The following is a 17,013-nucleotide window of genomic DNA, read 5'->3' as shown; positions in this document are numbered from 1 at the left end:
GATTTTTTCTCCCATATGCCTTCGATCTACTTTCAATTGATTTCAACTCTATGTTTGTTATAGTAAAATAAAAGTATCATAAAAAAGATTTGAGGTGTTATATATGAAATGGCCTAAGGTTAGAAAACAGTTTCCTGATCGTTGGGTATTATTTGAAGCCATCTCCGCAAAATCCGCCAATAAACAGCGGCAAGTTGAGGAACTGGCAGTTATTTCTGATTTTGATGATACGAATTGCGCCTGGCAAGCCTACAAAGAACACCACCTTGCTGATCCCAGTCGGGAATATTACATTTACCACACCTCACATGAGCATCTTGAGATTATTGAGCAACCCTTTACTGGAGTACGTGGCTTACAATGAAGATTGTCATGAAGAATGGTCTGCCGCTTGTTTCCGTTAAATTAGGCTATAAATCTAGCACGATTACTCTAGAAAACGTTCTCCTCGACACGGGCTGTGCAATTTCGGTATTTGATACTGACATCATGTCTACGATCGGTCTCATGATTAACACCGAAATCGGCAGAGCTGTCCGAATGTATGGGATTGGCGGCAAAAGTGAACTAGCATTTCAACAAACAGTAGACGAAATCTCTATCGATTCAAACAATCTATCAAATTACACTTTACAATTAGCAATGACAAAAATCCCTTACGGTTTTGATGCAATACTCGGGGTTGATTATTTCACAAGAAGTCAAGCAATTATCGACTTCAAAGACTTTGTGGTTTATTAAAGCAAAATCACTTTATCCCCCGGTTCCTCCCTTCATTTTGTTACGCCCCAACTGCTCTTGCTCAGCACGAACTACTTCATTCGCCCGTCCCAAACCTCGATCATGTTGCCGGCATGAAAAAAAGCATGATTTCGCTCTTTACCGACCATCCAGATATGTATGTTGTGGACCGGCACAATTTTAAAAAGCTGATGAATCAAGGGCTTTTCTCAAACTGAACGAGCTTGAAGGCTCGCTAGATCCATCTTTCGCAGCCGATAAAATGGTCTGGGGAGAATCCGAAGATGACTTGGAGGAGCACCTTTACGGGATCGATATAAGCGATAGTCGCATATTTAATCACGTACAAATCACCGGCACAGTAAAAATAGCCGTGATTCGAATAGATGCTACAAATCAAGAAAATACCTTTAAACTTATGAAGAGGCTAATAAAATTGTCGCAGGCTCAAAACGATGGGTTTCGGGACAATAAACAAGATTCCTTCAATCCGAATACGGCCACCAATAATCAATTCGAAACTTGAAATGGTAAGCCCCGTTTCTTCTTTAACCAAGGCGTCCCATTATCTCCTATTTCTCAAAACATGATATAATTTTAGAGATGAAATACTACGAATGGGGTGATTTTATGCAATGGCAGGAAGTTCGTACGGTTTATCCCGATCAATATGTACTGCTCGAAATTCTCGACTCCTATATGGAAGATAACATTCAGTACGTTGAAGAGGTAGCTCTGGTTCGAGCCATTCAAGACCCCTCCGAAGCGACCAAAGAGCTCCTGAAATGCAAGGACAACAACATCGTTTACCACACCGGCCAAGAAAAAATTGCGATCGAGCTAAGAAAACCTCCATTCTATAGGAGCCGATAACATGCGGATCGAATATATCGATAACCTGCTACAAACCTCCATGACGATCCGTTATAAAGGACGCTCCTTGACCATAGATCATCTATTCATCGATACCGGAGCAGCCCATACTCTCATTTCTTCCGATTTCGCGGCACAGATCGGTATTCACTTTGAAAATGGAGCCAAACTTGTACGAAGCTTTGGAATTGGAGGAGATGAATACTCTTTCCAAAAGCTGATCGATCAAGTTCAGCAAGGTGATTACATTATGAACAATACTTATGTTGATTTTGGTGTTTTTCATGAGGATATCGATCAAATCAATGGGCTTGTTGGGTTGGATGTTTTGAAGAGCGGCAATATGATTATTGATATGAATCGTATGGAAATTTATTTGGCAACACTTAGTTACGAATAAATTGGGGTCAGTAAAATACTAGGTTCCCTTGGTAAACTTTCAGTTATTCTAGTAGTTTTTAGGTTTAATAAGGTGTTTAACAGATTCACTATATCAATCATTTACAGATCAAAATTTGCTTGGGATTCGTTTTCAGAGTTATTAGATTTCTCATTACTAGATTTCCATAAATTAGTTAATATTATAGATTTGAAAATCTCCCTCTTGTTATGTCCTTCACAATAGCCAAACTTCATATACTTTGTTTTTTTTCTAATATTGTTACATGCTCTACAAATATAAAACCCTGATTGGGGGACCTTATCTTCTGTTGTGAAATATCCTCTTGTTTTTCCTATTTTCTTAAGAATAGGTTCTAAAAATTTGGCGGGAATCAGCCCAATTCCTGATACTGTTGTAGAAACTGAAATAAAAACTACAACAATAAATAACACGTTCAAAATAGGATTATTTATTATTGTGGTATCCTTGTTGAGATAATAGTATAAAAAAATACTAATTATGCATGAGTAAAATATTATAGTAATACCAACAAAAAATTTACCTAATACTTTTAAAATTTTTTCATACATTTTCTCTACATACTTCTTTTTATAGTTCTCGAAGTGATTATTATAGACTTCTTGAAGTTCCGTAAATTCCTTATTAAATCTGTTTATCACATTTCCTCTTAAAACTTGATATTCTTCATCCTCAAAAAAATTATTTCTTTTTTGTTCGAAGATTATTAAATCTGTAATTTCATTTAGTGTCTCAGGATTTAAAAGATAGCCGTACTTATTCACTATATTTGCAACCTCATTGTTACTTAGAGCACTTTCTATACTCTTTGAATAGAAGGTTACTTTCAGAGGAAGATAGATGTTCTCGAGTTTTTCCCTAAGATTTTTTTCAAAATAATTTCTTTCTTCATTTCTATTTTTGTTCGTTGTTACTAAAGTCGAGACTATCAATGCCGCTAATGCTATAACCCCAGAAATAATTGAAGAAATAATAGTAGGTGATAAATCTTTCATATTCTAATTTCCCCCCATTGACCGAAAAGATTAACTCGAAACGTTCTTCTCTTAGATTCTTTTAATTTAATAAATCCATACTTTTCGGCCACTTCTCTATTTCTTAAATTGTCTTCTTTCAACGTTATGCTTCTCTTCATATTCATTTAAATCGTCCCAAAGATATTCCATGTACTTATCTAACTCCCTGATCTTACTGCACCCAATTAAGAAACTTTCTGGCCCTATCCTTGCTCGATCAGAATCGAGTTGTTCCCACAAAGCATATATTTCAAATGGATTGTTACTTTTTATTATTTTTTCAAGTTTTTCAAGCAATTCAAATTCTATTTCATTCATTAAAGAATAAGTAAGTTTCTTAATTTTATAAATAGCTTCCTTGAGACTTCCAATGTTGGGCAACTCATTTTCTTCATTATTGTATGGTGCATCTAGTACGTTGGAAGAGATATCGTACACTCTATATATAAAGCCCTAAACTAATTCTTCCTTTCTAAACCAATATTGAGGATAGTATTTATCAATCAATTGTATAATTCTATCAATATCAAAAAATGTAATGATTCTATCCAAATATAAGGAATCCAATTAACCTGATATGCTTTCCATTTGCACCTTTAATGTTACCCGCACTAATAAACCAACATAGGTCCACTTTATTAGTTCTTCCTGTATAAATATCCGTATATGGTTGAGATAAGGCCATTTTAATTTGATCTAATGCCCTTCGAGCAAAATTATCATGACTTACATTTCCGGTAACATCATTCATTGTTACTACAGCTGCATAAATTCCACATCACCCCAAGGTGTCAAAGAACGAAAAATTATATCTTTCCCCTTCTCATAAACCCCATGATTATCTCTGACATCATTAAAACCATTGAATTAACAAGTGGTATTAATACATTACTTCGAAAAGTTCTCTCGTCTAGAGATTTCACAATTTTTATTTTTTCTTCATATTTCATTTGGCTCCCCCTTCACTGGTACTTTCTAATTAATTTTTGGGATATTATTCTGGTATTCACATATTCCGAGAACCCATAGTTAGCGTCATCGAAAGGTTACGAGATTTAGCTCTATTAACTAGGTTGTCATATGGAACTTAGGAACATACCCTAACTAATTTTTCCTTCCGTTATTATATTCTCTAGTTCAGTATAATGATTAAGATCTAGTTCTTTAATTAACTCTAAAACTTCAACAACAATATTAGAGCTTTCAGCCAGTAGATTATCAATAGTGTTATCTTCAAACTCAATAGTCTCATTATGAGAATATTTATTGATAAATCTATAAATTCTTTCGCGCCGAGTCCTGTCTGATATAGCATCACTCACCAGTTGATTAAAACTACGTCTCTTTTTAGGGAATTTAAACGATAAAAAGCTTTCAAGTAATTTCCTGCATAAATTAGAAACAAGGAAAGCATCGTCAAGATTTAAGTCTGATTTATTTTTATAGTCATAAATTCTTGAAAATACATAATGATACTCTGAATTATAGTTTAACAAAGCTGAATTTGTGTTCTTTATTTGAGATCCTCGTTCATCCCCTGAATGAACAGTTTCTATAGTATAAAAACTAGATTTCCCCTTTCTATCACGAAAGCTTAACCAATCTCTTAACAATTTATAAAAAACAAAATTATGTGTTAATATAAAGAGTTGGTGCGCTTCATGAAACTCGTTAATTAGAAATGAGTAAGCATGAAATAGATTGTTTGAATCAAAACTAGAAATAGGATCATCGATTACAACAATGCTATCACTTATTTTATTTCCGTTTTCCTTTAACTTAACAATAAAATACACGAAGGCGATTGCAGTCTTTTCTCCCTCACTTAAATTTTTAGCCAATCTATTGTTCCTGATAATTCGATATCCTTTATCTCGGTTATCGAATCTAAGCGATAACTCACTATGACCCAGGAAACTATGAATGAGCTTATTAAAAACCGAAGCTCCAAATACTTCGTTAGATAAAAGTGATTCCAAATCAGCTACCTCTTTATTATTTGCTTTAATAGAGTTTTCGATACCTCTCTTTTTTTCTTGTTGATTACGAATCTTTGTTTGTCGACTGATGAATTTAAAATCATCAATGGCTTTCAACATAAAATGGTACTCGAGCATCTTCTTCAAACGGTCGGTTTCCAATTTAAAATTATTTGTTTTGTTATTGTGAGATTCAACAATCTTTTTTATTTTCCCCAAACTTTTATTGTATGTAAGAAATACGCTCTCATCAAAAGTTATTTCTTGAAAGTTCGTATTAAACGGATCTTTTATTTTTTGTTCTATGATCTTGTTCCAAGAGTCAAGTAAATCATTAATTTTATTCGTAATATTGATAATTTCATTAACACCTTCATTATATTCATTTTTTAATTCCTCATATAAAGCAGAAGTTACCGGCAATTCACCTTTAATTCTATTTAATAATATCCAAGAATAAGCATTGTTTAATTTGTTTAGAAACTCTTTATATACATCGCTGAAATGATTATCTAGTTCCTGAATCCGTTCTTTGGGTAAATTTTGACCACAAAACTCACAATTAGTGCTCCTATTATTTTTATGTAAATGGTAACCTTCTTCGACCCATTTATTTATTTCCGAGTTATTTCTTAGTCTCTCAATACTATATGTAATTACACTAGTCTTAATAAGCTTGCTTAGTCTACCAGCAGCTTCTTGATAATTCTCAATTGAAAGACCACTAACTGATAGGTCAATAGTATCTTTTGATGTTGGATTAATAGAGGTAGTTATTTTTGCGACTTCATCTTCACTTAATACTTTGAATTTCGTTGAGTGATCAATGTTTGTAATAATTCCTTCTAGTTTTGTCTTGTTATAATTAAAATAGTATCGATCGCTAGTATCAATAACTTGAAAATGTTGTTTGATTTTTTTCGCGGTTGCAGATAAGAAAGAATCAATCTCTTTATTCTCATTATCTATACTGATTCGAAGTTGTTGTTCTTCATGAAGTAGTTCCTGCCTTTTTTGTATTAGTTTTTGGAGACAGTTGTGTTCATCAATCTTTTCTTCTGAGATTAATAATAAACTCTTGAGTGACTCGTTCCAGTTAATGTTTTCTCCAATAAATTCTTGATTAAAAACAAAAATTTTTCTAGAAAAATCAACTAAGTTGTTCTTGGTAATGACTAATCCATCTTCCAAGATAATTTTAAAATCAGAATTAATAAATTCTTGAGGAATAGCCTTCTTCTCTAAAATATTGAACAATCTTGATAAGGTACTCTTCCCACTACCATTCCAACCATAGAAGAGATTAAACTGTTTAAAACAGCATAACGTAGCATTTTTTGAGAATGCATGATAAATACCAAAATTATTAATTTCTTTGATATGATCAATCATTAGTTCCCCTTCCTTCCCTTAAATTAATACCATTAACCTATTTAGGCATTGCTATAGAGTAATTTGTCAATTTATAGTTAATAAAATCTCGTTAAGCGCTATCTAGAAATCAATAGGATAGCAGGGGTCGCGACTGCAGTTAGGTTTGATCCACAGGGGGGGGGGTGCCTGATTCCATTGCTCAGTTTAATCTCATCGGGCGAATCAAGGAGCAATCAGACTCCCCAGCGTGAATATAATGTTAGTTGAAGTCATTTTCTTTCTTAATTTGCTCAAACATTCTTCTATAATCATCTCTAGTCATGAACCTACGTGGTACTGTTTCTTTCTCTAAAGCTTTATTCCATACTGATGTTATTTCGTCAAGAGTAATCACGTCACATTCAAGCATTCTATCTGAATACCTTGTAATTATATCCGCCAGCAACGCATAGCACATTGCGACTGGATGAGGTAACGTTAGCAATTCAGTGTTATTTTCACCTTCATAAACAAGGAATTCTCTTTTTCTTAGTATGTATGAATATGCCAGTGATCTGTATGTTCTATGGTTAAGTTTTGATAGATCATTATATAATTCTTTATATGCTCGAGAGATTGTCTCACTAACAGTAACAGAAACATAATTACGAAATACTCTATTTGGAATAATTTCATTGTCATACCAACTCCTTAAGTGCTTTTCTTTATCTTTATCCGAGCTAGAGAAATACGAAGCCAAGTCAATTGTCTCAACAACATCTCTGAATAATCTACAAGCCAACCTATGCTGTTTGGAATCAATTAATTTAAGACAATCGTTTATTGTCTCTATACCATCAACAAAAAGCATCCATATAGCTTTGTCTGCTGTTCGATCATCCCGTGGGTATTTTCCATTATTCTTCATTAGAAAAGCGAAGAGTTCGCTAATCAAAACTCTGGCTTCTCTTGAAAACTGTTCCTGAGCTTCGTATTCATACGGATTTTCATATGCTTCCTGAGGTGATCGTCCCCAAATAAAACTTGTCATTTATTTCATCCTTTACAATAATTTTGCCTATCATTGTTGCATTCACGAACCCGATAAATTAAGGGTGCATCAACATCAAGTGGCTTCATCACTTAGCCTTTCAGGGTTAATAGTTGTTCGACTCTTCAGTTCTGGAGATCCAAAACCAGAGGCCGCTGCATGAATACTTCGTTATACAACATCAACATTACTTAAAGAGAGACCTCGATAATGTTTAAGTAATTCATAGGATACCTCCCCTATATCCAACCTATTAGCAACTTCTAGTGCCATTAAGTAGTTCTCATAATCAAGATGTTTTAATAGCAATTTTCTTTTTTTAGCTTTTGAACATTTAGAATAATATATCGCCCACATAATAGTTGTATTGTCTTCCTTAACAAAGTCGGGGACTTTCTCATCAATTAAAAATCCAACTATCTCAGAGATTCGAGATCGAAGCTTGCCAGACATTAGAACATCATGAGCCCAATCAGTCACCTGTCCATTTTTCACTGGATATCTCAGCAATCGATTAACAATGTGTTCTGACTCTAGATAGTTGTCGATTAACCAATTTATATGTTCTTCATCTAGTAGATGATCTTTTATATATGTACTAACCGCCCATTGAACCTCTTCATTACCAAGAAAAATAAATTGTTGGTAGAGAAAGAATAAATTCCTTAAAAGCTCTTTATTGTAAGGTTCATCAGGCCTGCGACTTTTATTCATTTTTTTTAGAATTTTTAAACATTCCACTCTTCGAAATCTTCTATTTGAAGCAATATCATCAACAATAATTTTCACAATATATTCAATTGATTATTATCAAATGAAATCGACTTTAATAGATGCCGTTCATTATAAATATCAGTTGTTGTATTCACAAACTTTCTTAGATATTTACTGGGTGAGTAATACATTCGTATTCGTTCAAGTTTGTTTATGTGTTATTTTACTTCATTGGCATCCATGTTTCTTCCCCCCAGCAAATTAGTATGATGTCCTAACATAAATTTTTAGGATAATTGTTTAAGTCGTAGAAGCCCATCAAATAGAAGTAACAACTTTATTTAACTAACCCCGTAAGGGTAGTCCGTAATTCTATTCTGCATTTGGAGAGTCACCCTGAAACGTGGATATACAGTGTTAGTCGATGTTATTTTCTTCCCGTATCACCCACATAATTATTGACCGTCGTTATGTAATTCATCTTTCTTATAAAATTATCTCTTAATTCACTATTCATCCTTTGTTTTAAAAGATCTAAATAGTGTTGGTATTCGCTTAATAATTCGTCTTTAAATTTAATTACGTCCAGACGAATGCCGTTATCAATTTCGGTAACCATATTCTCCTGATTAAAAGAAAGTTGTGTATTTCGTTTTGTTTGTGCTTGATGAAGTATCCCATTTCGGATGTCCGAGTAGAAAAAACTAGCAGTTCTACACGTAAAATGCCGACTGAAGAAAAAGCTTCTAGTCAAAAACTTCACAAACGCTTCTTTATGTCCTCTAAAAACCGTTATGTCAAGTCCATTATAAAACTGATGAAGAGTTTCTATAAGCAAACAACATAATGCCATGGAACTAAAACTGTAATCGATATATCTATTATCTAATCTAATGTTATCCGAGTAATGCTGAATTAATAGTAGAAATCTCCCTTCAATTCGATCGGCAAATATATCAATTGCTTTATCCCAATCCTGATCATTACTATTTAAAGACAAATTCAAATCCAGATAGTCTTCCAAAATATATTTTGGTGATATATAAATTTCATTTTGATACATACAATTCTTCCTTTCATAATTACAATAATTTCGACTAACCCTTTATCCAAGAATCCGCTAATTAATGAATAATTCGAATTTTGGTTAGTCCATATGACCCATAGTCATATTCTACTACAAATTGGAATAATATGACGATTGAATAGTTATTTGCTCGAAAATAAAAAAGCTTCCGCTATTTTGAGTTGCGAAAGCATTTTCTATAATAGACTCACACAAAATAATTAATAGCTTTTTCAGTCCAACTTCCAACAATTACTTCCCTACCTTCCCCTCCCCACAAAACACCTCCATCATCACCAAAGCCCCCATCTTAAACCCCTGGACAAAAGCCTCACTTATAACCATGGAATTAGACTCACCGTTCAGATCCAAAATTTCCTCAAGGGCTGCGAAATCTCTCTCCGAAAATCTCTGTTTAACTTCCTCCATCAAATCGGAAATCTTTCTATTGAGCGAACGATATTCGGGATCAGTGGGGACAATACGTTCTTCAGGGTTCAGATTGCCGTAAAATAATTCTTCTATAATATTCTTCATTAGCTTGCCCTCTTTTGTTTTTATTCAAGTAAGGAGTAGCTTATTAAACTCCCCCAGACAAGTTTAACCTAAACGATTAGAGCAAGCCGAATTTTATGCGATATTTGCATATTGTTGTTAATACCATACTAGTAGCGAGGGAGCGTCCTTTTTTGTTCAACAAAAATTCTGGAGAGTTTAAATAAACCAGACTTTTCCAAAATAACTTATGTTAAAATGGGCGGTATAAACAAATCTAAAGGCTGGGGATGGACATATGATTACTGTTAAACCACTGGAAGGTCATGAGTTTGATTTTTTTATGGATATGCACTATGAGTCTATTCACATGTTGCAGGGGAAACCGGCAAAGCATGAGCTTTTGAATGCTCCCCATCTTAAAAAATACCATGAAGAATGGGGCAGAAAAGGAGATAGAGCGTTCGTTGCACTGATGAATAATCATCTTGCTGGGGCTGTATGGTATCGATTGTTCAACGAAACGTATAAAGGTTATGGGTTCGTCGATAGCAATACGCCAGAGCTAGGCATCGCAGTACATTCAGAATATCGAGGAACCGGAATCGGACGAATCTTAATGCATGGAATCATAAAGCAAGCAGCGAATGATGGATACAAATCGCTTTCCTTGAGCGTCGATCCTCAGAATACTTCCGCCGTGAAGTTATATCAGAAATTGGGATTTGTCTATTGGGGCCTTTCCGGAACTTCATGGACCATGAAACTCGATGTTCACTCCCGTTAAACAATGGATTCTGGTTGGTTTATCCAGCTTGCGAAGGTACTTGGTCGCTTCCGTACTTAACTCAATTTCGTAATTCATGCTCGAAATCCTTGAGGCGAATGGTTTTCCCTTGTTGGAACTCTAATTCCGCTTGCTCAATTGCCTTTAGGTCATCTTCTGTTAATTCTTCATCATCGAAGGGGATATGGGTATCAAGGGGATTACTAATGAGGCGTTTTAAGAAATCAGCTACGAGCGGGATATCTTGATCTGGTAATTGTTGAATGAGATTAGCAAGATCTTTCTTGGATACAGCCATTTTAACAACCCCTTTCAAGAACTAATCATAACCATTATAGCATCAGGTAACACCGTATTCACGCATCGGGTCTTCGTGGCACGCATTAAAATCCATCGTAATTCCCTCCGCTGACCCTACCGTCCACATGCTACATTCCTTTAGTAAAAAGCCCTTCGATTTTGTTGAACATATGGCCATCCACCATTCAAAATAGGGCTGGACCAGGGTATAACCCCTGCTCCAACCCCTTTTCTTTCCCTCCTTACGGCTCAACCCCCCATACAAGCTGACCGTTCATATACCCGGTAATCTGTTCATGGTTGGCGAACTGGTTGCCGGAGGCTTTGAATGAGTAATCGTCAGCCTGGTTGTAGTTGGACCAGTCGGTTTTGGAGAAGCGGGTTTGAATTTCTGCGCTCTGGCCGGGATTCAGCGTTCTGGCCGTGCTCGTAAAGCCAATTTCCAGAGCATAATCGGCTCCGGCAACCGGGGACGCCAGTTTAACGAAATGGCCGGTTACCTTCTCACTGCCGATACTGGCCCAGTCGCACCAGAAGTTCTGTGCCTTTTCCCCGTCAATCGTATAGTAATACCGGAGTTTTACATCACTTAACGGAATCGCCGAATCCCCGGTGTTGACGACTTTGAACTTGGGTGAAATTCCGTTGGTGGAGGCACTCGTGTTGCCGTTAAAGGCTTGGATCGTCAAGTCTCCCGCTGGTACGGGAACGCTGCTGTCCACTACATTGACGGTAAGAACCGCGTTATTCCCTCCGCTGAAATGAAAGGTGATCGCATGCTGGCCCAGCGGCAGCGTGGAAAGATAGGACTTGCTCAGAACGACGGCAGCGCTTGATGCCGTATAATCCTGGCCCGATGTTAGCGTAACATTTCCATTCGTTAGGCTTGCAAGCTGGTGCCCGTTTAAAGCAAGGGATACGGAAATATCCTGCTACAGGTTTGCCGCTTGATCAAAGGTCGCATTCGCGGGCGAAATGGACGCGCTTGGCGTGGAGTCGACAACTTTGACTTTTAATACGGGATCTTGTCCTTGATTAAAATCAAAGACGATCGAATGCGTGCCAACCGGCAGGCCGGCCAGAAATTCTTTCCTCAGCAGCAGCGTACTTCCGTTCAAGGCATAATCCTGATTCGCGGTCAATGCATTGGAGCCTGCCCGGAGAGCGGTTAGCGTATTGCCGTTAAAATTCACGGTGATGGCTTTATCGCTTTGAGCCGGCGTATTTTTGTCAAATTCGACGCTTGTCGGTGTGATGGACGCGCTTGGGATTGAATTCTCAACCGTTAAATCGGGCAGCTCATCCAATGTGATGACATAGTCGCTTTGATAAAGCGTCTTCAGCGTGGCCGGAAAATTAAAGGCGGAACTCATGAGATGCTCGCCATACCAGGGGCAGAAGTAGAGCCAGCCCGCTTTTTCCTCGGTCAGATTCTGTACGCTTGGGACCGTGTCGTTCTCCGTCATGGCCACCATTTTCGTGCCGTCGGTTAAATCCACAAGCTGATAGAAAATCGAGGTAATGGCATCCTCATTGGGTACGCCGGACAAACCGTCATAGCGGTTGTAGATCGTATTGTATTTATCATAGCCGACCATATCCACCTGATCGTCGCCGGGATACCATGCGGGAGAAGTGCTATACACGTAGCTGTTATAGGTCCAGATCAAGTTATGCAAGCCGTACGTCTCCGTCAGTTCGGTATAGAGCAGATCCCACAGCTCTTTGTATACCTCCGCGCCTGCCGACGCCTACCAGAACCACGCGCCTTCCCCATTCAACCCGCCGTTGCCCTCCGCCTCATGATAGGGACGGAAAATCACCGGCACCTCGTTATTTTGCAGAATCAGCAGTTGTTCCGCCAAATCCTCAATCGTCATCATCACGTATTGATATTCCTTCGTACCGGGAACCACCGCATTGGCTGTATTAAAATTGGTTTCCGTCGGCTTGTAGGTGGCGTCCTTCCAATCCACAAACTGTCCAAGCTGATAGGCGGTGAAATTTCGGGGCACATTGATATGCCAGCTGGTTGTCGCGATCCCGCCCCGGTTATTCACCCAGTCGATCATCCGGTCGGTGGTGCCGTCCTCCCAACCGTAGAGCGGATTATAGTTCATTAGATCGAAGCCGCGGATGGCCGGATATTTTCCGGACAAATTGTAGATCCAATCAAACTCCAACTCATAATTGCCGTTATTGCCGCTTCCGTAAATCTCTTGCTGGCCGGAGATTATATGGTTGCCGTAAACCTCCGTCAAATAATTCATCAAAACCTGCGTTTCCGGTGTAGCTTCGGGATCGGTAAGAACAGGCTGCACATCCAAGGGATCAAGATCGGCGAAATCCACGGTGAAGGTGTCAAAATAAGCGAATCCCCAACCGGACTTCAGTTGTATGGTGTCGCTTCCTGCCTTCAGCTTATGAAAGCCAAAATCAAATCCGACCACGCGGTCGTGTAGGGCAGCATATACGAACCTTTGGTAACGCCGTTAACGGTTAAATATTGAAGCCTGCCGTCAGGACTCAGCTCCTGCATATATCGGGTGGAGATCGCATACATGCCGGTTTCCGGGACGGTTACCGTAAACGTGATGGTGCCGGAGTTCTGCATCCAGACAAATCCGCTCCCCGAGAATCCGGGCTTGGGTTGTCCGTAAATTTCTGTCGCCACTTGAAGATCGGAGGTGAGTTGAGCATTTTCGCTTTCCATCGTGAAAAGTGCGCTGTCTGCATGAACGGGCGCTGTCATCAATCCAAGCAGCAAACTAAATACCAGAGTAAATGCCAGCATCATTGCGCTTGCCTTTCTGAGCAAACCATTCATTTCCATCTTTCCTTTCCATGTAAAATTTGATAAATAATTTAGCAATCTATAACTAATGGATACGCTTTCATAGTCAACATAGCGTACGTTCCAAAATATGTTCGAAGACCAAATTTCACATTTTACTATCCTGTGACTTATCTCTGTTATCATGAACTGTGACAAGATGTTAATCGTTTGGGAGGAATTAGTAATTCTTGATAGAGTAAATATGAAGATGATTAGGTAATAAATATGTACACATAAGGAGATAAAACTATGGCAAAAAACAAATTACTAAGAATGGACAATGTTGGCATCGTTGTAGAATCCCTTGATGACGCGATCCCTTTCTTCGAGGAGATTGGCTTGAAGCTCGAAGGGCGAGCAACTGTCGAAGGTGAATGGGCTGGTCGCGTAACCGGGTTGGGTTCACAGTGTGTAGAGATTGCTATGATGGTTACCCCAGATGGCCACAGCCGACTTGAACTTTCGCGATTTCTCACCCCGCCTGCTATATCAGATCACCGAACTGCTCCTGTAAATGCCCTCGGTTATCTACGCGTCATGTTCACCGTTGAAGACATTGACGAAATGGTATCCAGACTCACTAAGTATGGCGCTCAGCTCGTTGGCGAAGTGGTTCAGTACGAGGACTCGTATCGGCTCTGCTACATTCGTGGAAATGAAGGACTTCTAATCGGTTTGGCGGAGCAACTCGGTAATAAATAAGTGACGTTTAAAAGAAGACTTAACTGAAATATACATTACTAGAGATAAACACCGCATTCACGCTCCGGGTCTGGGCGACCCTCGATCCCGGAAACAAGGAACGAGGAAGTAATTGCCGGGACGCATCCGCACCGACTAACCGCATCGCGGCCGGCAGCAAGCTGCCTTAACTCGGTGAGACTACGTGATGCATGAACTTTAACGGAAATCAATGCAAAACCAAATTAAAGGGACTCAACTAACCTAGCCAAATGAAAAAAGACAAGCCCAAGTTTGATGCTCAATGGGCTTGTCCATATTCGCGGAACACAAAAATTAAAAAGACACTGGAACCCCAAGTGCCCTTAAGATTTATATACATCTCCGCGCGAGCCAATTCTAATGACAATAATGATAAGTTCATTGTCTACAATAGAGTAAACCACTCTGTAGGATCCGACGCGAAGTCTGAATTGATTTTCTACTCCTTGCATTCTTTTGATATCCAGCTCTGGATGTCTGGGATTTTCGGATAGAATTTTCAGATGATCAAGAATCCGATTTCTCGTTGAAGAATTTTGCCTCTGAAGATACTTATAGGCATCCTTAAGGAATTTAATTTCGTATTTCATGTTCAATATCCTTAAGACTGATTAATTCACCTTTTAAGTAAGCTTCGCGGGCTTTGTTAATGGCATCCAAGTCATCTTGAGTAGTTGGCTCATCATCTAAAGGAATTTCCCTTTTCGTTGAAGTTTGAGAAAGACGTTCTACAAGCTCAGAGACCAACTCAAGGTCTTTATCGGTTAACTGACCTAATAGCTCATGAAGTCGTTCCTTACTAATAGCCAATTCGCCCAACTCCTTTCAAGAATTAATTGTCACCATTATAACATAGATAACACCGTATTCACGCATCGGGTCTAGCTCACTTGATGCCGGCGGTTGGATTAGAAGTGCCACGTTTGAATTTACTGCAAGAGACCCGCGTCTTATACCAAGACGCGGGTCTCTCTTTTTTATGAAATCAAATATTACGCTGCCCCATCCCCTACTTCAACTGCCACAAAGCAGGCACATTGGCCGGCTCCCATCCCGGAAGGGAAGTATGCGCTTGGATGCAGGTATAAACGCTGCCGTTGTAGGTTACCTGGTCATTTACGCTATAGGAAACCCAGGGCTGCCATGGTTGAGCTTCGCCCGGGGTGTCCTGTGCTGCCGTTTTTCCTTGGACGGAGGCGGCCGCGGAAACGTTGCCGGCGGCGTCTTTGGCGGTGACGGTAAACGTGTACGTCGTATTCGGAGACAAGCCGCTGATGGTCGCCGTGGTACCGTTGACGTTCACGCTGCCTGCGCCGTAGGCGACGGAGTATCCGGCGACGCCCACGTTGTCCGTGGAAGCGTTCCACGCCAAAGTGACGCTATTCGGCGTAGTCGCAGTCACGCGAAGTTGGCTCGGAGCGGTTGGCGGCGTCGTGTCGGGATTCGGGTTGGGACCAGGTCCCGGGTCCGTCCCGAGACCGTCCAGATAAGCCCGGTGAGAGCGGGAAAATTCATAGTTGGCTACTTTGTCCCAGTTGATCGACCAGGTCATCAGACCTTTGAAGCCGGGATAGCCTTGCGGATTGCGCAAGGTGTAGCTGCCGCCGAACGATTGGCCTTTCATGAGATAATCTAGCGCCTTGTGCACATTGGCCGGCGTCGTATAACCGCCGCCCGCCGCCGCTTGCGTGGCCGGAAGGCCGATGAGCAGCTGTTCCGGGCGAAGCGCCGGGAATTTATAATTCGCATTGCCGCCTACGTTAAATCCCTGCAGCAGCATTTCGGCCATGGCCACTTGAAAATCCGCCGTGCCTTGAGCATAGGATTTGCCGTCAAGTCCGGTCATCGGGCCGGAGTTGTAATGCTGAACATGCAGATAATCCAATTGCTCGCGCAAAGCGTAGATCACCGGCAAATAAGCGCCCCAAGGACCGCCGTACGCCACATAGCCGCCTTGCACGTACGCCGTTTCCGGAGCCATGGTCAGCATGAAGTCCGAACCGTAGCTGTTCAGAATGTCCCGCACCGCGGAGATCAGATTCACGATTTTCGGCGTCGTCGGGTTTCTGAAGTCCGCGTCGCCGCCGTTCAAGGACAACGAGCTTCCTTCCAGATCAATGTCCAAACCGTTAAAGCCGTAAGTGTCGATAATCCCCTTCATCGTTCTGACGAAATTTTGCCGAGCCTGATCGGAAGACAAGTCTACGGTTCCGTTGGCTCCTCCGATGGAGATCAACACTTTTTTGCCTTGCCCTTGCAGTTGACGGATGTCGGCCTGAAATTCGCTTACGGAAGCGTTATAAGGCTGAAACGCCATATTTCCGCTTGTCGATCCCCCTGTCGGCTCGGCAAACGCTACCTGAATGACGTCAAAATCCGGGGAAACCTCCCGCAGCCGAATATTGCTGGAACCATTGTCGAAATTGTGCCAGTAGCCAACCAGCTTGCGGTCTCCCGCAGCTCCGGCCGGCTTGCCGTCAACAAATGCGGAAAACGAAAATAGCGGAACAATAAGAGCCATAGCGAGCAACCAAATACTTGATTTACGGAATACTTTTGCCTGAGTCAATGTTTATTCCTCCCCGCAGTTTTAATATTGCGGCTCCCAACCAGGGAACCGAAACTATCGGTCTGTCAGTCGGCCTCCTTTTCCATAGA

17 protein-coding genes and 1 pseudogene are annotated in these 17,013 nt (G+C 39.9%); 6 read left to right on the top strand and 12 right to left on the bottom strand.

What is annotated here, in order from left to right; genetic code table 11:
- Positions 1-103: 103 nt before the first annotated feature.
- From ACQ4N8_RS16590 to ACQ4N8_RS16575, 4 genes are all read left to right on the top strand, one after another.
- Complete coding sequence (locus ACQ4N8_RS16590) at positions 104-364, top strand: hypothetical protein (RefSeq protein ID WP_430705463.1); 261 nt, start codon at positions 104-106, stop codon at positions 362-364.
- On the top strand, positions 361-741 hold the full coding sequence (locus ACQ4N8_RS16585; protein WP_430705462.1) for a hypothetical protein: 381 nt from the start codon (positions 361-363) through the stop codon (positions 739-741). Before ACQ4N8_RS16590 ends, ACQ4N8_RS16585 begins: the two co-directional genes overlap by 4 nt.
- A gap of 630 nt (positions 742-1,371) precedes the next feature.
- Positions 1,372-1,614 carry a hypothetical protein gene (locus ACQ4N8_RS16580; protein ID WP_430705461.1) on the top strand — a complete coding sequence of 81 codons (243 nt, stop codon included), beginning with the start codon at positions 1,372-1,374 and terminating at the stop codon, positions 1,612-1,614.
- A 1-nt stretch (position 1,615) separates the two neighbouring features.
- Entirely contained in the window at positions 1,616-2,014 is a 399-nt protein-coding gene (locus tag ACQ4N8_RS16575; protein WP_430705460.1) for a retropepsin-like aspartic protease, read from the top strand.
- A gap of 101 nt (positions 2,015-2,115) precedes the next feature.
- Here ACQ4N8_RS16575 and ACQ4N8_RS16570 read toward each other — a convergent pair whose 3' ends face one another.
- The 7 genes from ACQ4N8_RS16570 to ACQ4N8_RS16540 form a co-directional block, all read right to left on the bottom strand.
- A complete protein-coding gene (locus ACQ4N8_RS16570) occupies positions 2,116-3,030 on the bottom strand; it encodes a hypothetical protein (protein ID WP_430705459.1) in 915 nt (304 codons plus the stop codon).
- A 96-nt stretch (positions 3,031-3,126) separates the two neighbouring features.
- Complete coding sequence (locus tag ACQ4N8_RS16565) at positions 3,127-3,489, bottom strand: hypothetical protein (RefSeq protein WP_430705458.1); 363 nt, start codon at positions 3,487-3,489, stop codon at positions 3,127-3,129.
- A gap of 662 nt (positions 3,490-4,151) precedes the next feature.
- Positions 4,152-6,422 (bottom strand): AAA family ATPase, encoded by a 2,271-nt coding sequence (locus ACQ4N8_RS16560; protein WP_430705457.1) that lies wholly within the window; start codon positions 6,420-6,422, stop codon positions 4,152-4,154.
- A 241-nt stretch (positions 6,423-6,663) separates the two neighbouring features.
- Positions 6,664-7,434 carry a hypothetical protein gene (locus tag ACQ4N8_RS16555; protein ID WP_430705456.1) on the bottom strand — a complete coding sequence of 257 codons (771 nt, stop codon included), beginning with the start codon at positions 7,432-7,434 and terminating at the stop codon, positions 6,664-6,666.
- Positions 7,435-7,605: 171 nt separating this feature from the next.
- The gene (locus tag ACQ4N8_RS16550; protein WP_430705455.1) at positions 7,606-8,175 is read right to left on the bottom strand and encodes a hypothetical protein; all 570 of its coding nucleotides are present in this window, start codon (positions 8,173-8,175) and stop codon (positions 7,606-7,608) included.
- 400 nt (positions 8,176-8,575) lie between these two features.
- Positions 8,576-9,211, bottom strand: coding sequence for a hypothetical protein (locus ACQ4N8_RS16545; protein WP_430705454.1), 636 nt, complete (start codon positions 9,209-9,211; stop codon positions 8,576-8,578).
- A 255-nt stretch (positions 9,212-9,466) separates the two neighbouring features.
- The gene (locus tag ACQ4N8_RS16540) at positions 9,467-9,751 is read right to left on the bottom strand and encodes a DUF6809 family protein (RefSeq protein ID WP_430705453.1); all 285 of its coding nucleotides are present in this window, start codon (positions 9,749-9,751) and stop codon (positions 9,467-9,469) included.
- 256 nt (positions 9,752-10,007) lie between these two features.
- Between ACQ4N8_RS16540 and ACQ4N8_RS16535 the strand changes: the two genes are divergently transcribed.
- The gene (locus tag ACQ4N8_RS16535) at positions 10,008-10,496 is read left to right on the top strand and encodes an N-acetyltransferase family protein (protein ID WP_430705452.1); all 489 of its coding nucleotides are present in this window, start codon (positions 10,008-10,010) and stop codon (positions 10,494-10,496) included.
- Between the two features lie 61 nt (positions 10,497-10,557).
- Here ACQ4N8_RS16535 and ACQ4N8_RS16530 read toward each other — a convergent pair whose 3' ends face one another.
- Positions 10,558-10,794, bottom strand: a complete 237-nt coding sequence (locus ACQ4N8_RS16530; protein ID WP_430705451.1) for a hypothetical protein — start codon at positions 10,792-10,794, stop codon at positions 10,558-10,560.
- A 244-nt stretch (positions 10,795-11,038) separates the two neighbouring features.
- Positions 11,039-13,623, bottom strand: a pseudogene (locus ACQ4N8_RS16525) (X2-like carbohydrate binding domain-containing protein).
- 258 nt (positions 13,624-13,881) lie between these two features.
- Between ACQ4N8_RS16525 and ACQ4N8_RS16520 the strand changes: the two are divergent.
- Entirely contained in the window at positions 13,882-14,334 is a 453-nt protein-coding gene (locus ACQ4N8_RS16520) for a VOC family protein (RefSeq protein WP_430705450.1), read from the top strand.
- Between the two features lie 344 nt (positions 14,335-14,678).
- Here ACQ4N8_RS16520 and ACQ4N8_RS16515 read toward each other — a convergent pair whose 3' ends face one another.
- From ACQ4N8_RS16515 to ACQ4N8_RS16505, 3 genes are all read right to left on the bottom strand, one after another.
- On the bottom strand, positions 14,679-14,945 hold the full coding sequence (locus ACQ4N8_RS16515; RefSeq protein WP_430705449.1) for a type II toxin-antitoxin system RelE family toxin: 267 nt from the start codon (positions 14,943-14,945) through the stop codon (positions 14,679-14,681).
- Entirely contained in the window at positions 14,929-15,165 is a 237-nt protein-coding gene (locus tag ACQ4N8_RS16510) for a hypothetical protein (protein WP_430705448.1), read from the bottom strand. Before ACQ4N8_RS16510 ends, ACQ4N8_RS16515 begins: the two co-directional genes overlap by 17 nt.
- A gap of 199 nt (positions 15,166-15,364) precedes the next feature.
- Positions 15,365-16,876, bottom strand: coding sequence for a carbohydrate-binding protein (locus tag ACQ4N8_RS16505; RefSeq protein WP_430705494.1), 1,512 nt, complete (start codon positions 16,874-16,876; stop codon positions 15,365-15,367).
- Between the last annotated feature and the right edge of the window lie 137 nt (positions 16,877-17,013).

Source organism: Paenibacillus macerans (assembly GCF_050565405.1).
Taxonomy (GTDB): Bacteria; Bacillota; Bacilli; order Paenibacillales; family Paenibacillaceae; genus Fontibacillus; species Fontibacillus macerans_B.
Note: the sequence above shows the minus strand (reverse complement) of the source record. Positions and strands in the feature narration are given on the sequence as shown.

What these genes read in the sequence shown, in the direction of transcription:
- ACQ4N8_RS16535 (WP_430705452.1), top strand. Translation starts at nt 10,008, where the DNA reads ATGATTACTGTTAAACCACTGGAAGGTCATGAGTTTGATTTTTTTATG.
- ACQ4N8_RS16580 (WP_430705461.1), top strand. Translation starts at nt 1,372, where the DNA reads ATGCAATGGCAGGAAGTTCGTACGGTTTATCCCGATCAATATGTACTG.
- ACQ4N8_RS16570 (WP_430705459.1), bottom strand. Translation starts at nt 3,030, where the DNA reads ATGAAAGATTTATCACCTACTATTATTTCTTCAATTATTTCTGGGGTT.
- ACQ4N8_RS16515 (WP_430705449.1), bottom strand. Translation starts at nt 14,945, where the DNA reads ATGAAATACGAAATTAAATTCCTTAAGGATGCCTATAAGTATCTTCAG.
- ACQ4N8_RS16555 (WP_430705456.1), bottom strand. Translation starts at nt 7,434, where the DNA reads ATGACAAGTTTTATTTGGGGACGATCACCTCAGGAAGCATATGAAAAT.
- ACQ4N8_RS16530 (WP_430705451.1), bottom strand. Translation starts at nt 10,794, where the DNA reads ATGGCTGTATCCAAGAAAGATCTTGCTAATCTCATTCAACAATTACCA.
- ACQ4N8_RS16545 (WP_430705454.1), bottom strand. Translation starts at nt 9,211, where the DNA reads ATGTATCAAAATGAAATTTATATATCACCAAAATATATTTTGGAAGAC.
- ACQ4N8_RS16505 (WP_430705494.1), bottom strand. Translation starts at nt 16,876, where the DNA reads ATGGCTCTTATTGTTCCGCTATTTTCGTTTTCCGCATTTGTTGACGGC.
- ACQ4N8_RS16575 (WP_430705460.1), top strand. Translation starts at nt 1,616, where the DNA reads ATGCGGATCGAATATATCGATAACCTGCTACAAACCTCCATGACGATC.
- ACQ4N8_RS16590 (WP_430705463.1), top strand. Translation starts at nt 104, where the DNA reads ATGAAATGGCCTAAGGTTAGAAAACAGTTTCCTGATCGTTGGGTATTA.
- ACQ4N8_RS16585 (WP_430705462.1), top strand. Translation starts at nt 361, where the DNA reads ATGAAGATTGTCATGAAGAATGGTCTGCCGCTTGTTTCCGTTAAATTA.
- ACQ4N8_RS16540 (WP_430705453.1), bottom strand. Translation starts at nt 9,751, where the DNA reads ATGAAGAATATTATAGAAGAATTATTTTACGGCAATCTGAACCCTGAA.
- ACQ4N8_RS16560 (WP_430705457.1), bottom strand. Translation starts at nt 6,422, where the DNA reads ATGATTGATCATATCAAAGAAATTAATAATTTTGGTATTTATCATGCA.
- ACQ4N8_RS16520 (WP_430705450.1), top strand. Translation starts at nt 13,882, where the DNA reads ATGGCAAAAAACAAATTACTAAGAATGGACAATGTTGGCATCGTTGTA.